This is a genomic window from Mesorhizobium sp. P2_F5 (assembly GCF_056403715.1).
Genome location: NZ_JBFUEY010000008.1, coordinates 76,461 through 90,468, shown reverse-complemented (window position 1 = coordinate 90,468; position 14,008 = coordinate 76,461). Strand labels below are relative to the sequence as shown.

The window sequence follows — 14,008 nt, the reverse complement described above, 5'->3', positions numbered from 1 at the left end:
ATGATCGCCGGCGAAAACCGACTACGGTTTCGGGATCATCCGCTGGAAGGAGTTGCGAATGAGAAGGGTCGTCGTCACAGGCCTCGGCATCGTATCGTCGATCGGCAACAATGCCAACGAGGTGCAATCCTCGCTCTACGATGCCAAATCCGGCATCAGCTTCTCCAATTCCTTCGCCGAACACGGCTTCCGCTGCCAGGTCTGGGGCGCGCCGACGCTTGATCCGTCGGCCATGATCGACCGCCGCGCCATGCGCTTCCTGAGCCAGGGCGCTGCCTGGAACCATGTCGCAATGGACCAGGCGATCGCCGACGCAGGGCTTGGCGAAAGCGACATCACCAATGAGCGCACCGGCATCGTCATGGGCTCGGGCGGTCCCTCGACCCGCACCATCGTCGAGGCGGCCGAGATCACGCTCAAGAACAACAGCCCCAAGCGCATCGGCCCGTTCGCGGTGCCGAAAGCGATGTCGTCGACCGCGTCTGCGACGCTCGCTACATGGTTCAAGATCCACGGCGTCAACTATTCGATCTCGTCGGCCTGCTCGACCTCGGCGCATTGCATCGGCAATGCCTACGAACTGATCCAGTGGGGCAAGCAGGACGTGATGTTTGCCGGCGGCCATGAAGACCTCGACTGGACGATGTCGGACCTGTTCGACGCCATGGGCGCCATGTCGTCGAAGTATAACGACAAGGCGTCGACAGCGTCTCGCGCCTATGACGCCAATCGCGATGGCTTCGTCATCGCCGGCGGCGCGGGCGTCCTCATTCTGGAGGAACTCGAACACGCCAAGGCACGCGGCGCCAAGATCTATGCCGAGATCGTCGGCTATGGCGCGACGTCGGATGGCTACGACATGGTGGCGCCTTCGGGCGAAGGCGCGGTGCGCTGCATGCGCCAGGCGCTGGCGACGGTGTCCACGCCCGTCGACTACATCAACACCCACGGCACCTCGACGCCGGTCGGCGATTCCAAGGAGATGGGCGCCATCCGCGAGGTGTTCGGCGACAAGATGCCGTTCATCACCTCGACCAAGTCGCTGACCGGCCATTCGCTGGGCGCGGCCGGCGTGCAGGAATCGATCTACTCGATCCTGATGATGCAAGGCGGCTTCATCGGCGAAAGCGCCCATATCGAAAACCTCGATCCCGAATTCGAGGGCATGCCGATCGTGCGCAAGCGCATCGACGACGCCAGGATCGACACGGTTTTGTCCAATTCGTTCGGTTTCGGTGGCACCAACGCAACGCTGATTTTCCAGCGCTATTCCGCATAAGGATTTGCCGGGCATGGACGGACTGATGAAGGGCAAGCGCGGGCTTGTCATGGGCGTCGCCAACGATCATTCGATCGCCTGGGGCATCGCCAAGAAATTGTCCGAGCATGGCGCGGACCTCGCCTTCACCTATCAGGGCGATGCCTTCGGGCGCCGCGTCAAGCCGCTCGCCGAGAAGCTCGGGGCGTCGCTGGTCGTGCCATGCGACGTCGAGGACAGCGCGTCGGTCGCGGCCACCTTCGAGACACTCGGCAAGGAATGGGGTGGGCTCGACTTCGTCGTCCACGCCATCGGCTTTTCCGACAAGAACGAGCTCAAGGGGCTCTACGCCGACACCAGCCGCGACAACTTCGTCCGCACCATGGTGATCTCCTGCTATTCCTTCACCGAGATCGCCCGCCACGCCGCCCCGCTGATGAGCGACGGCGGCGCGATGATCACGCTGACCTATGCCGGCTCTGTCCGCGTCATGCCAAACTACAACGTCATGGGCGTCGCCAAGGCCGGGCTGGAAGCCAGCGTGCGCTATCTTGCCAATGATTACGGCCCGCGCGGCATCAGGGTGAACGGCATCTCCGCGGGGCCGGTGCGCACGCTGGCCGGCGCGGGGATTTCGGATGCGCGGCACATGTATTCCTACCAGCAGCGCAACTCGCCGCTGCGCCGCACCGTGACCATCGACGAGGTCGGCGGCTCGGCGCTCTATCTTTTGTCGGACCTCTCGTCAGGCGTCACCGGCGAGATCCATTATGTCGATTCCGGCTATCACATCGTGTCCATGCCAACACTGGATGAGTTGAAGCAGACCGACAGCGGACGCGATTAGATCCCGTTCCATCCCAATGAAATCGGGATTGGGCTTTATCTCTTTTGGTTAAGCATGATCTCTGGACAAACGGTTCCCGTTTTTCCGAGAAAACCCGAGACCGCTTTTCGGGATTATGCTCTAGTTCTTCCAGTAAAATTAGATGCATTGGCGGAAACTCATTTTAAGGAGATATCCGCTATAAGTCCTATGGCTAGGGCACTGCGCGTTCTTGCTGGGCGCAAAAGATGCTTTAGGATCTATGAATTTGCGTGTGATCTTTCCGGAAAGTCGAGTTGGTTTTTTGGAATCATGCAACTGGGACTGAGCAATGCCTGCTGTCAGCAACCCGAAGCGAACGCCTGTGTTCCGGCTGCTCACCGTCGCCGCCTCGGGGCTTGGCAGTTTCATTCTCGGGCTGTGGGGTCTCCAGTTCGGTTTCGGTGACGGCTTTGCCGGCATGCAGGCGGGAACCATGGTCGGCATCGCGTCGGCCTTGTGCGCGCTGGCCGCCGCCGGTGCGGCCCTGTCCTTCTTCGCCGGCGTTGATGAATCGGTGGACTACGTCTTCAACGAAACCCATTTCGACAAGCTGACCGGGCTTTTGGCGCGGCCGGCCATGGTTGGCAAGGTTGCCGACGCGGCGTCGGCGACGATCAAGACCGGCGAGCCGGTGTTCCTCATCGATATCGACATCGACCGCTTCAAGCAGATCAACGACGCCATCGGCTACAGCCATGGCGACGAACTGATCCGCGCCTTTACCAAGCGGCTGAGGGCCTGCATGCCCGAGGGCACGGTGATGGGGCGCATCGGCGCCGGCGAATTCGCCATCCTCGTCTCGGAGCATGAGATCCAGGGATCGATGGAAGCCACTGTCGAAACCCTGATCGAGGAGATGCTGAAGCCCTATCAGCTCGAATCCCACCTGCAATCGGTCGGCCTGTCGGTGGGCATCGTGGCGATGCCGAAGGACGGCGTCGATCCGGTCCTCGTCCTGCGCCGCTCCAACCTGGCGCTGCAGAATGCCCGCGCCGGCGGGGTGGGCAACTGGTCGGTCTTTCATTCCGACATGGGCCAGGTCGCCGACTACCGCCACTGGATCGAATCCGAATTGCACATCGCCTTTGACCGTGGCGATTTCGACCTCCACTATCAGCCGCAGCTCGACCTGCCGAGCGGCCGCATCGTCGGCTACGAGGCGCTGATCCGCTGGAAGCATCCCGAACGCGGCATGATCCCGCCAATGGAGTTCATTCCGATCGCCGAAGAGACCGGCATGATCCACCCGATCGGCAATTGGGTGCTGCATAAGGCCTGCAGCGACGCCCGCCATTTGCCCGAGGACTGCTTCGTGGCCGTCAACATTTCGCCGGTCCAGTTCATGACCAAGGATTTCGTCGGCATCGTGCGTGACACGATGGCCAGTACTGGCATCAAGCCGTCACGACTGGAGCTCGAACTGACCGAGACGGCGATGATGCAGGACCGCGACCGCGCCGCCATCATCCTGCAGCAGCTTGCCGACATGGGCATTTCGGTGGCCGTCGACGATTTCGGCACCGGCTATTCTAATCTGAGCTATCTGATCGACTTCGCCTTCGGCAAGCTGAAGATCGACCGCTCCTTCGTCAGCCGCATGGACACCGATTCCAATTCGGGTGCCGTCGTCTCCACCATCGTCGGCCTGTCACGGGCGCTTGGTGTCGGCATTATCGCCGAAGGCGTCGAGACCGAGAACCAGGCGACGCTTTTGAGGGCCGCCGGCTGCGAGATGGTGCAAGGCTATCTGTTCGGCAGGCCGGCGCCGCTCAAGATCAAGCCCGGCGAGATCAGAGCGACCATTCCCGTCCACGAGCCGGCGCGCATCGTCAGCATGCATTGAGGCGGCCTCGCGTCTAGCGGCGTGAGGAAAAGACCTTGAACATGCTGTCGCGGGCGATCTCGGCATGGCTGGAGAAGACAGCCTTCAGAACCGGCTCATAAGGCAGCTGGCGGTTTGCCACCATGAACAGCCGCCCGCCCGGCTTCAGCGCCTTGCCCGCCGCCTGGATCATGCCGGCGCCAATTTCCGGCTCGGCCGCCCGGCTGCGATGGAAGGGCGGGTTCATGACGATAGCGTCGTAGCGGCGCTCGACCGGCTCGCTCAGCAGATCGATCCAGAAGAAGCCGGGCTCGAAAGCCGTCTGGCCGATATTGCTTTTGGCGGCCTCAAGCGCGTCGAAATCCGCTTCGTAGAGGTCGAGCCCCGTCAGACCAGGTGAGCGGGCTGCGACCTCGGCCGCAACATAACCCCAGCCGGCGCAGAAATCGGCGATGTTGCCGCGCAAATCTTTGGGCAGGTTATCGACCAGAAGTTTTGAGCCGGCATCGACGCGGTCGAAGGAAAACATGCCGGGCGCGGTGCGGAAACGGCCTTCGATCAGCGCGGCAGGATTGGCGGTCCGGAGTTTTTCCGCAGCGGCCAGATCGACAGGACGGCGAAGCCAGAAGGCAATGCCGTGATGTTTCGGCAGATGCCCTTCGAGCGGGACAAGCTCGTCGATGCGCTTGCGCAAGCTGTCGATGCCGTCCTCCTTTCCACCGGCGACGACGATCAGCCCCCCAGGTGCGACGCGTTCGATCGCCTCGGCTATGCGCATCTCGTTCTGGCCGCGATGGCGGCCAACAAGGACGAGGGCTGCATCGAATGCATCGCCGTCAGGACGCGGCGTCACCTTGTGGCCGGCACGCTCCAGTATGCGGAAATGCGGCCGGAAACCTTGCACCGGATGGAGCGCTGCCTCGAAACCTTCAGGCAAGCGGAAGCCGGGTTCCGCACCCAGGAACAGCACACGCTCGCCCTTTTGCGGCGCAGCGAGCGCCTCGGCCTCGAAGGGGTGGAACAGTGTCTTCAGCGGCTCAACGGCCATTCTTCGATCTCATGCCCTGAAACAAAAACGGGTCTCAAACGAAAGCGGGCGCGACATGTGCCGCGCCCGTTTCAATTTCGCTGTCAGACCGCTCAGGCGGCGTTTTCTTCGCCTTCGGCCTTCTTGTCGCGGGCGATTTCCTTGCCGGTGGCCTGGTCGACGACCTTCATCGACAGGCGGACCTTGCCGCGCTCGTCGAAGCCCATCAGCTTGACCCAGACCTTGTCGCCTTCCTTGACGACGTCCGAGGTCTTGGCGACCCGGTCGTTGGCAAGCTGCGAGATGTGGACGAGGCCGTCACGCGGACCGAAGAAGTTGACGAAAGCGCCGAAGTCGGCGGTCTTGACGACCGTGCCTTCGTAGATCTCACCGACTTCCGGCTCGGCGACGATGGTGTGGATCCACTTCTTGGCCGCCTCGATTTCCTTGGCGTTCGACGAAGCGATCTTGACCGTGCCGTCGTCCTCGATGTTGATCTTGGCGCCGGTCTTCTCGACGATCTCGCGGATAACCTTGCCGCCCGAGCCGATAACGTCGCGGATCTTGTCGGTCGGGATGTGCATGACCTCGATGCGCGGTGCGAACTCGCCGAGTTCGGGGCGGGCGCCGGTCAGAGCATGCGCCATTTCGCCGAGGATATGCTGGCGGCCATCCTTGGCCTGGTCCAGCGCGATCTTCATGATCTCCTCGGTGATGCCTTCGATCTTGATGTCCATCTGCAGCGAGGTGATGCCGTTGGCGGTGCCGGCGACCTTGAAGTCCATGTCGCCGAGGTGATCTTCGTCACCCAGGATGTCGGACAGAACCGCGAAGCGCTCGCCTTCCTTGATCAGGCCCATGGCGATACCGGCGACGGGCTTAGCCAGCGGAACGCCGGCATCCATCAGCGCCAGCGAGGTGCCGCAGACGGTGGCCATCGACGACGAGCCGTTGGACTCGGTGATCTCCGAGACGACGCGCAGCGTGTAGGGGAACTGGTCCGCGCTCGGCAGCATCGGGCGGATGGCGCGCCAGGCGAGCTTGCCGTGGCCGATTTCGCGGCGGCCCGGCGAACCCATGCGGCCGGTCTCACCGACGGAGTAGGGAGGGAAGTTGTAGTGAAGGAGGAACTTCTCCTTGTACATGCCGGTCAGCGAATCGACATACTGCTCGTCCTCGCCGGTGCCGAGCGTGGCAACCACCAGCGCCTGGGTCTCGCCGCGGGTGAATAGCGCCGAACCGTGGGTGCGCGGCAGGACGCCGACTTCCGAGACGATCTTGCGAACCGTCTTCAGGTCGCGGCCATCGATGCGCGAGCCGGTGTCGAGGATGTTCCAGCGCACGACCTTGGCCTGGAGTTCCTTGAACACCGAACCGATCTGCTCGGAGGTGTACTTGGCGTCCTCGCCTTCGGCCGGGGCAAATGCTGCCTTGACCTTCGCCTTCACGGCGTCGACGGCGGCGTAGCGCTTCTGCTTGTCGACATTCTTGTAGGCATTGCTGAGCTCGTCGCCGACGATCTTCAGCATTTCGGCTTCAAGCGCGGAATAATCCGGCGCAGTGAAATCGCGCGGCTCCTTGGCGGCAACTTCGGCCAACTTGATGATGGCGTCGATGACCGGCTGGAAGCCCTTGTGGCCGAACATGACGGCGCCGAGCATCAGCTCTTCGCCAAGTTCCTTGGCTTCGGACTCAACCATCAGAACGGCGTCGGCGGTGCCGGCGACAACGAGGTCGAGCTTGGATTCCTGCATCTCGTCGACATGCGGGTTGAGCACATATTCGCCGTTGATGTAACCGACGCGAGCGCCGCCGACCGGGCCCATGAAGGGAACACCGGAGAGCGTCAGAGCGGCCGAGGTGGCAACGATCGACAGGATGTCCGGATCGTTTTCGAGGTCATGCTGGACGACGGTGACGACGATCTGGGTGTCGTTCTTGTAGCCGTCGGCGAAGAGCGGGCGGATCGGGCGGTCGATCAGGCGGGAAACCAGCGTTTCCTTTTCGCTCGGACGGCCTTCGCGCTTGAAATAGCCGCCCGGGATCTTGCCGGCGGCGTAGGTCTTTTCCTGGTAGTTGACGGTCAGCGGGAAGAAATCGAGACCTGGCTTCGGCTCCTTCATCGAAACGACGGTGGCGAGAACCTTGGTTTCGCCGTAGGTCGCGAGCACCGCGCCGTCAGCCTGACGGGCGATCTTGCCGGTTTCCAGGATGAGCGGACGGCCGCCCCATTCGATTTCCACTTTGTGGTAGTTGAACATGTCTTGTCCTTAATAAGCGGAAAGGGCCGCGCCGTTTCACGGTGCGCGGATGCCCTTTCCCTGGCTTCCTTTCTCGGGCAGCCACGGGCAAGACAACGGGAAGCTCGGGTAATTTCGGCGCTGGATAAGCGCACGAGCGTCCTGCAATCCTGCCCCATGACCGTCCATGGGCGGTTTCGAGTGGCCCTCTGCACGCTCGAAACCGGGTCTGGCCAATCGATGCGACTGGCAGAATGCGCGACCGGCGGACTCTCCTTCGAAAGCCCGCCGGTCAATTCGTCAACGGCGCAGACCGAGCTTCTCGATCAACGTCTGATAGCGCGCGTCATCCTTGCGCTTGAGATAATCAAGCAGGCTGCGGCGCTGGGAGACGAGAGCGAGCAGACCACGGCGGGAATGGTTATCCTTCTTGTGGTCCTTGAAGTGGTCGGTCAGGTTCTTGATGCGCTCGGAAAGGATGGCCACCTGGACTTCCGGAGACCCGGTATCGCCCTTGGCGGTTGCGAATTCACCCATCAATTCCTGTTTGCGCTCGGCAGTAATCGACATCGTGTTTTTCCTTATCTGTTTGAGGAAACGGGTCGCCCTCAGCCGGGATGTCGTCCAGCAGGGGCCGGTGCAAGCAAAGCGACATGGCGCGATGCTGCGGCGCATATAGGGCAATTCCCCGGAAAACACCAGCCCAATTCATAAAGCCGGCTTGTCGCAGGTTTTTGCTCGGAAAACCAAGATTTCCCTGATGCCAGAAGGCTCAAGCGCGTGGGGGTACGCGCTCGAGGTCTTTGTTCCGCATGTCGTTGACCCAGAACCGCTGACACTTCTGGGCGACATGCATTAGAGCCACTTCTTCCTTTTGAAAAAGACGATCAGACCGACAGCAACGGCCAGCATGAACAGCAGCGAAGCCGGATAGCCATAGTAGGCCTTCAGTTCCGGCATGTTCCATGGCGAGCTTTCGGGGGCGAAATTCATGCCCCAGATACCAACCAGGAAGGTGAGCGGCATGAAGATCACCGAGACGATGGTCAAATAAGAGATGACGTCGTTGGTGCGCGCCTGGCTCAGCGACAGGTGCATCTCGATCAGGCCGGTCAGCATGTCGCGCTGGTTCTCGACGAGCTCGATCAGCCGCAGCGCGTGGTCGAGCGTGTCGTTGAAGAAGATTTTCGTCTCGGGCTTCACATAAGGCACGTCGTTACGGATCAGCGTCGCCAGCGCATCGCGCATCGGCCACAGAACGCCCTTCAGCACATTGGCGTCGCGCCGCAATTCGTGCAGCTGGCGCATCTGATGCTTGTGCGGCGTGTTGAGCATCTCGTCCTCGATGCCGTCGACCTCCTCGCTCGCGGCCTCAATCGGCGGAAAATAGCTGTCGACGATGGCGTCGATGAGCGCATAGGCGAGATAGTCGGCGCCGCGTGACCGCAAGCGGTTGGGCAGCGCCGCCGCGATGCGTTTGCGCACGGGATCGAACGGATCGCCTTCGCGTTCCTGGAAGGTGACGACGAAATTCTTGCCGAAGAACACCGCGATCTGCTCGTAGCGATGCACCTTGACGTCGTCGATCATGCGCATGACGACGAAAGCGTGGTCCTCGAAGAAGTCGACCTTCGGTCGCTGGCCGGTGTTGACCACGTCTTCCAGAGCCAGCGGATGCAAATTGAAAATCCGGCCGATCTCCTCGATCAGCTGGATGTTGGCCAGGCCCGTGCAGTCCAGCCAGACGACCGGCCAGTTATCGCAATGAGTGTTGAGATCATCGATGCTGGCCTTGTCGATGGTCTTGAATTTTTCAGGCGAGATCAGCGTCAGCCTGAGCTCGGAGCGGCGCGCGGCCGGATCGGCGATCAGCGTGCCGGGGGAAGCGCCGACCGGCGGCCGCCGCGTTTTCACCGGCGCCCGCTTCTTCACCGTATCAGCCTTTGCCATGTGCCCCTCGGGTGTAACGTCCGATTGAGATTAGACGACAGGAATCAGCCGGCAAAGACTCGCTTCGGCTTGAACATGCCTTGCTCGATGGCGCCGATGGCGACCAGCTTGCCGCGGGCGGTGGCGCAGGCTTCCTCGGCTTCCACGGGCGCGTCGCGGCCGCGGATGATGACGGGATTGCCAAGCCGGATTTTCGTCGCCGCATCGTCGCTGATGGCGATCTGCGGCAGGCAGTCGAGCGCGGCGGCCGTGTCGACAAGCAGCGCATCGATGGCGCCGAAGTCGATCGGCGCATCGACAACATCGGCGTCGCCATCGCCGTCAGCTTCGCTTTGTTCGCCGAAACGGGCTGCTTCCAGTTCGGCGACGGTGACGAAATCTTCCTGGGTGAACGGCTCGACCTCAACCCGGCGCAATTCGGCGATGTGGCCGAAGCAGCCGAGGTCACGGCCCATGTCGCGGGCGAGCGAGCGCACATAGGTGCCCTTGCCGCATTCGACCTCGAACAGGGTGCGATCGCCATTATGCTCGACGATGTCCAAGCGGCCGATCTCGATCTCCCGCGCGGGGATGTCGACCGTCGCGCCATCGCGGGCAAGGTCGTAGGCGCGCTCGCCAGCGATCTTGATGGCCGAGAATTGCGGCGGCGTCTGCATGATGACGCCGGTGTAGTTCGGCAGCAGCGCCCTGACATCGGCCTCCGCCGGACGTTGGTCGGAATTCTGCGTCACCGGGCCTTCGAGGTCGTCGGTCGAGCGCTCCTCGCCCCAGGCGACGGTAAAACGGTAGATCTTGGCGCCGTCCTGCACATAAGGCACGGTCTTGGTGGCCTCTCCGAGTGCGATCGGCAGCATGCCGGAGGCCAGGGGGTCGAGCGTGCCGGCATGGCCGGCCTTTTCGGCCTGGAACAGCCATTTGATCTTGGAGACGGCTTCGGTCGAACCCATGCCGACAGGCTTGTCCAATACCACCCAGCCGGAAATCGGCCGGCCCTTCTTCTTGCCGCGGCGCCCCACTATTTCTCGTCCTTGTCGTTGTCTTCGCCATCGGCACCCAAGTCTCGCGCGACTTCGGGCGATTTCAGCAAATCGTTGATCCTGGCGAAATTGTCGAACGAAGTGTCGAGCTTGAAGCGGAACTCCGGCATGAACTTCATCTGCCGCAGCGCCCCGGAGACGCGGCCGCGGACGAATTTCGCATGCTTGTTCAACGCATCGATCACCGCGCCGGTATCCTTGGCGCCGAGCGGAGACACGAAAGCGGTGGCAACCCTCAGGTCAGGCGACATGCGCACTTCGGAGACCGACACTACGGTATTCTCGATCAGCGGATCGATGATCTCACCGCGCTGCAAGGTTTCTGACAGTGCGTGACGCACCTGTTCGGCGACGCGCAGCATGCGCTGGGATGGGCTGGAGACGGTTGGACGGGGCATTTTTCTCAATCCTGAAAGCGTGAGGCGCGGGATGGGACCGTGCCGCACGTCTCATACTTGTTCTATGCATGTCGTTTATCCCAAAACCGCTACGCACTTTTGGGCGACAGGCATTAAATTTGGGCGGCGGTCTTTCGACCACCGCCCGGTCGTATCGACAGTATACGAACTCAGAGCGTCCTGGTCACCATCTCGACGCGGAAGCACTCGATGATGTCGCCGACGCGCATATCCTCGTAGTTCTGGAAGGCCATGCCGCATTCCTGGCCGCCTGGGACTTCCGCAACCTCGTCCTTGAAGCGCTTGAGCGTCTTCAGCGTGCCTTCGTGGATGACGACGTTGTCGCGGATCAAGCGCACGCCCGCACCACGCTCGACCTTGCCTTCGGTGACACGGCAGCCGGCGATCTTGCCGACCTTGGTGATGTCGAAGATCTCGAGGATCTCGGCATTGCCGATGAAGGTCTCGCGGCGTTCCGGCGAAAGCAGGCCCGAGAGCGCCGCCTTCACGTCATCGACGAGGTTGTAGATGATCGAGTAGTAGCGGATTTCGATACCGGCAGCGACTGCGGCGGCACGTGCCTGCGCATTGGCGCGGACATTGAAGCCGATGATGGCGGCGCCCGAAGTCTCGGCCAGCGACACGTCGCTTTCGGTGATGGCGCCGGCGCCGGCATGGACGATGCGCGCACGCACCTCGTCGGTGCCGAGCTTGTCGAGCGCTGCGTTGATCGCCTCGATCGAACCCTGCACGTCGCCCTTGATGACCAGCGGGAATTCCTTCAACCCGCTCGTCTGCAACTGCGACATCATCTGTTCGAGCGAGCCGCGCTGGCCGGCATGCTTGGCCACCGCCTTCTCGCGCGCCAGGCGCTGACGGTATTCGGTGATCTCGCGGGCGCGGGCCTCGTTGTTGACGACGGCGAAGCGGTCACCCGCCTGAGGCGTGCCTTGCAGACCAAGCACCTCGACCGGCATTGCCGGCGGGGCTTCCTTGACCTGCTCGCCACGGTCGTTGACCAGCGCGCGCACCCGGCCCCATTCGTTGCCGGCGACGAGAATATCGCCCGGCATCAGCGTGCCGGTCTGCACCAGCACGGTGGCGACCGGGCCACGGCCCTTGTCGAGCTGGGCTTCGATGACGACGCCCTCGGCGGTACGGTCCGGATTGGCCTTGAGGTCGAGGATTTCGGCCTGCAGCAGGATCGCTTCCAAGAGCTTGTCGAGATTGGTGCCCTTGGTCGCCGACACTTCGACGTCCAGCACTTCACCGCCCATCGATTCGACGAACACCTCATGGCGAAGCAGTTCCGAGCGCACTTTCTGCGGATCGGCGTCGTGCTTGTCGATCTTGTTGATCGCCACGATGATCGGAACGCCGGCCGCCTTGGCATGGCTGATCGATTCGATGGTCTGCGGCATGACGCTGTCGTCGGCCGCCACCACCAGGATGGCGATGTCGGTGGCCTGGGCGCCGCGGGCGCGCATTGCCGTGAAGGCGGCGTGGCCGGGCGTGTCGATGAAGGTGATCTTCTGACCGTTCTTCTCGACCTGGTAGGCGCCGATATGCTGGGTGATGCCGCCGGCCTCGCCGGAGACGACATTGGCATTGCGGATGGCGTCGAGCAGCGAGGTCTTGCCGTGGTCGACATGGCCCATGATGGTCACGACCGGCGGCCGCGACACCAGGTCCTCGGCGTTATCGGCGATGTTGAACAGGCCTTCCTCGATGTCGGACTCGGCGACGCGGCGGACCGTGTGGCCGAATTCGGTGGCGACCAGCTCGGCCGTGTCGGCGTCGATGATGTCGCCCGGCTTCAGGATCTGGCCCTGCTTCATGAAGTACTTGACCACATCGACGGCGCGCTCGGACATGCGCTGCGCCAGTTCCTGGATGGTGATGGTCTCGGGCAGGATCACTTCGCGCATAACCTTCTCGCGCGGCTCATTGTGCATCGCGCGCTTGAATTTTTCCTGGCGGCGACGCATCGACGACAGCGAGCGGGCGCGCGCATCCTCGTCGGAAAGCGCCGTATTGAGGGTCAGCTTGCCGCGACGACGGTCTTCCTCGGCCTTGGTCGGTTTGGCCGGACGCGCCACTTCGGGCGTGACCGGACGGCGAACCGGGGCGCCGGCGCCGGGGCGCTTCGGCTTGGCCTCCTCCTCGTCGTCGACCGTCGCCAGTTCGGCGGCCAGCGGCGCGCGACGGCGCGCCTCTTCTTCGGCACGGCGGCGGGACTCGGCCTCGGTCTGCAGACGAGCTTCTTCCTCGGCCTGACGGCGCGCGGAGTCCTCGCGCTCGCGCTTGCGGCGTTCCTCATCCTCGGCGCGGCGCTTGGCGTCTTCGGCGGCGCGCTGGCGATCCTCGACTTCGCGCACCTTGGAGCCTTCGAGCGCCCTGCGCCGGGCTTCCATCTCGCCACGCGACAATTCGTTCAGCACCATGCCGCTGCGTTCGACCGGCGGCGGCGGAGGCGGCGCCTTGGGCGCTTCCTGCACGACGGGGGCTGCCACAACCGCGGGCTTGGGCGTCAAAACGGGTGCAGCCACCGGCTCCGGCTTGTCGCCGGGCATGGAGAATTTGCGCTTCTTGATCTCGACCTGGACCTGCTTGGTGCGGCCATGCGAGAAATTCTGGCGCACGACGCTCTGCTCGGTACCGGGGCGCTTCAGCGTCAAGGTCTTCTTCGGTGTAACACTCAACGTCTTGTCGTCGCCCGATTTCGTATCGCTCATTCCATATCCTCTGCAGCATCATCTTCGTCAGCAACGGCCGCAAGCATTGCCAGATCGTCGGGGGTTCCGCCCCGATATCGGTCGAGCGCAACCATGCGCTTCTCAACCGCCTTGCCCGCGTCTCCCGCGAGAACGGCAGCATGTATCACATTTGTGCCCCCCAATGCCAAGCTCAACTCGGCCTCGGAGAAAAGTTTGTAGGCAAGGACTGAAGGCCCGCCGAGGTGGACAGTTGCCCGCCGCGCCTGGCTGATCTTTCGCACGCCATCGTCGGACGCTTCGGTCGCGTGGAGCACGAAAAGCGCCAGTCCACTGCGCACCGCGCTCTCGACCTTGGTGGCGCCGAGAGCGATCGCGCCGGCCTTGCGGGCAAAGCCGAGCATGCCCAAAGCGGATCGTGAAAGCAGTCCGTCGACCATGCCGCCAAGATCGGGCGGCACGGTCACTTGCGCCTTGAAGGCGCGGGCGAACAGGTTCTTCGCCGCCGCCTTCTCAATATGTAGGCGGTCGGCGCTCACCCAACAACCACGGCCGGGCAGGTTTCTCTTGATGTCAGGAACGACGGCCGAATCCGGGCCGACGACGAAACGGATCAGCTCATCCGGCTCGGCTTGCTTGCGGGTGACGATGCAGGTGCGATCGTTCATCTCGTCCTGGGGCGGGTTGTGTGCGA

11 protein-coding genes are annotated in these 14,008 nt (G+C 62.8%); 3 read left to right on the top strand and 8 right to left on the bottom strand.

Annotated features, from left to right (window positions below):
• The first annotated feature begins 58 nt into the window (after window positions 1-58).
• The 3 genes from fabB (at window position 59) to AC1DYO_RS13795 (ending at window position 3,969) form a co-directional block, all read left to right on the top strand.
• Window positions 59-1,279 carry a beta-ketoacyl-ACP synthase I gene (fabB, locus tag AC1DYO_RS13805; protein WP_181056306.1) on the top strand — a complete coding sequence of 407 codons (1,221 nt, stop codon included), beginning with the start codon at window positions 59-61 and terminating at the stop codon, window positions 1,277-1,279.
• A 13-nt stretch (window positions 1,280-1,292) separates the two neighbouring features.
• Window positions 1,293-2,105, top strand: coding sequence for an enoyl-ACP reductase FabI (fabI, locus tag AC1DYO_RS13800; protein ID WP_181056307.1), 813 nt, complete (start codon window positions 1,293-1,295; stop codon window positions 2,103-2,105).
• Between the two features lie 310 nt (window positions 2,106-2,415).
• Window positions 2,416-3,969 (top strand): putative bifunctional diguanylate cyclase/phosphodiesterase, encoded by a 1,554-nt coding sequence (locus AC1DYO_RS13795; protein ID WP_477264008.1) that lies wholly within the window; start codon window positions 2,416-2,418, stop codon window positions 3,967-3,969.
• Window positions 3,970-3,982: 13 nt separating this feature from the next.
• On the opposite strand, the gene AC1DYO_RS13790 is transcribed toward AC1DYO_RS13795, so the two are convergent.
• The 8 genes from AC1DYO_RS13790 to AC1DYO_RS13755 form a co-directional block, all read right to left on the bottom strand.
• Window positions 3,983-4,996: a class I SAM-dependent methyltransferase gene (locus tag AC1DYO_RS13790; RefSeq protein WP_477264006.1), complete on the bottom strand. Its 1,014-nt coding sequence runs from the start codon at window positions 4,994-4,996 to the stop codon at window positions 3,983-3,985.
• 92 nt (window positions 4,997-5,088) lie between these two features.
• On the bottom strand, window positions 5,089-7,236 hold the full coding sequence (gene pnp, locus AC1DYO_RS13785; protein ID WP_181056310.1) for a polyribonucleotide nucleotidyltransferase: 2,148 nt from the start codon (window positions 7,234-7,236) through the stop codon (window positions 5,089-5,091).
• Between the two features lie 279 nt (window positions 7,237-7,515).
• Window positions 7,516-7,890 (bottom strand): 30S ribosomal protein S15, encoded by a 375-nt coding sequence (gene rpsO, locus AC1DYO_RS13780; RefSeq protein ID WP_280790898.1) that lies wholly within the window; start codon window positions 7,888-7,890, stop codon window positions 7,516-7,518.
• Between the two features lie 180 nt (window positions 7,891-8,070).
• Entirely contained in the window at window positions 8,071-9,165 is a 1,095-nt protein-coding gene (gene corA, locus AC1DYO_RS13775; protein ID WP_477264004.1) for a magnesium/cobalt transporter CorA, read from the bottom strand.
• Between the two features lie 44 nt (window positions 9,166-9,209).
• Window positions 9,210-10,181, bottom strand: coding sequence for a tRNA pseudouridine(55) synthase TruB (gene truB / locus AC1DYO_RS13770; protein WP_477264002.1), 972 nt, complete (start codon window positions 10,179-10,181; stop codon window positions 9,210-9,212).
• The gene (rbfA, locus tag AC1DYO_RS13765) at window positions 10,181-10,600 is read right to left on the bottom strand and encodes a 30S ribosome-binding factor RbfA (RefSeq protein WP_112623870.1); all 420 of its coding nucleotides are present in this window, start codon (window positions 10,598-10,600) and stop codon (window positions 10,181-10,183) included. The genes truB and rbfA overlap by 1 nt, the downstream gene beginning before the upstream one ends.
• Window positions 10,601-10,770: 170 nt before the next feature.
• Window positions 10,771-13,335 carry a translation initiation factor IF-2 gene (infB, locus tag AC1DYO_RS13760; RefSeq protein ID WP_181056313.1) on the bottom strand — a complete coding sequence of 855 codons (2,565 nt, stop codon included), beginning with the start codon at window positions 13,333-13,335 and terminating at the stop codon, window positions 10,771-10,773.
• Window positions 13,332-13,982 (bottom strand): RNA-binding protein, encoded by a 651-nt coding sequence (locus tag AC1DYO_RS13755; protein WP_477263999.1) that lies wholly within the window; start codon window positions 13,980-13,982, stop codon window positions 13,332-13,334. The genes infB and AC1DYO_RS13755 overlap by 4 nt, the downstream gene beginning before the upstream one ends.
• Window positions 13,983-14,008 lie beyond the last annotated feature (26 nt).

What these genes read in the sequence shown, in the direction of transcription:
- fabB (WP_181056306.1), top strand. Translation starts at nt 59, where the DNA reads ATGAGAAGGGTCGTCGTCACAGGCCTCGGCATCGTATCGTCGATCGGC.
- fabI (WP_181056307.1), top strand. Translation starts at nt 1,293, where the DNA reads ATGGACGGACTGATGAAGGGCAAGCGCGGGCTTGTCATGGGCGTCGCC.
- AC1DYO_RS13795 (WP_477264008.1), top strand. Translation starts at nt 2,416, where the DNA reads ATGCCTGCTGTCAGCAACCCGAAGCGAACGCCTGTGTTCCGGCTGCTC.
- AC1DYO_RS13790 (WP_477264006.1), bottom strand. Translation starts at nt 4,996, where the DNA reads ATGGCCGTTGAGCCGCTGAAGACACTGTTCCACCCCTTCGAGGCCGAG.
- pnp (WP_181056310.1), bottom strand. Translation starts at nt 7,236, where the DNA reads ATGTTCAACTACCACAAAGTGGAAATCGAATGGGGCGGCCGTCCGCTC.
- rpsO (WP_280790898.1), bottom strand. Translation starts at nt 7,890, where the DNA reads ATGCGCCGCAGCATCGCGCCATGTCGCTTTGCTTGCACCGGCCCCTGC.
- corA (WP_477264004.1), bottom strand. Translation starts at nt 9,165, where the DNA reads ATGGCAAAGGCTGATACGGTGAAGAAGCGGGCGCCGGTGAAAACGCGG.
- rbfA (WP_112623870.1), bottom strand. Translation starts at nt 10,600, where the DNA reads ATGCCCCGTCCAACCGTCTCCAGCCCATCCCAGCGCATGCTGCGCGTC.
- infB (WP_181056313.1), bottom strand. Translation starts at nt 13,335, where the DNA reads ATGAGCGATACGAAATCGGGCGACGACAAGACGTTGAGTGTTACACCG.
- AC1DYO_RS13755 (WP_477263999.1), bottom strand. Translation starts at nt 13,982, where the DNA reads ATGAACGATCGCACCTGCATCGTCACCCGCAAGCAAGCCGAGCCGGAT.